At 64.3% G+C, this 244-nt stretch carries 1 protein-coding gene; it reads left to right on the forward strand.

Features of this window, described 5'->3' with window-relative positions; all coding sequences use genetic code 11:
* Positions 1-164: DUF805 domain-containing protein (locus AC0IYH_RS33450; protein ID WP_471838734.1), on the forward strand; the 164-nt coding region annotated here is incomplete at its 5' end.
* Between the last annotated feature and the right edge of the window lie 80 nt (positions 165-244).

Here is a 244-nt window from a genome sequence, read left to right on the forward strand (position 1 = left end):
TGCATGACACCGATCGATCGGGGTGGTGGATCTGGGTGAGCCTTGTTCCCGTCCTCGGCTCGCTGGCGCTGCTGGCATTGTTCTGCATGGAGGGCACTGGCGGGACCAATCGATACGGCGAGGACCCGAAGGATGCCGACATCTCGAACGACGTGTTCGCCTGACCACCGCATAACGGGTTGCGCAGCGGCGGGTGCTGGTCTAGCCAGCCCGCCGCTGCCCCTGTGGCGAAATTGGTAGACGC

It is taken from the genome of Pseudomonas sp. AC463 (assembly GCF_979253585.1).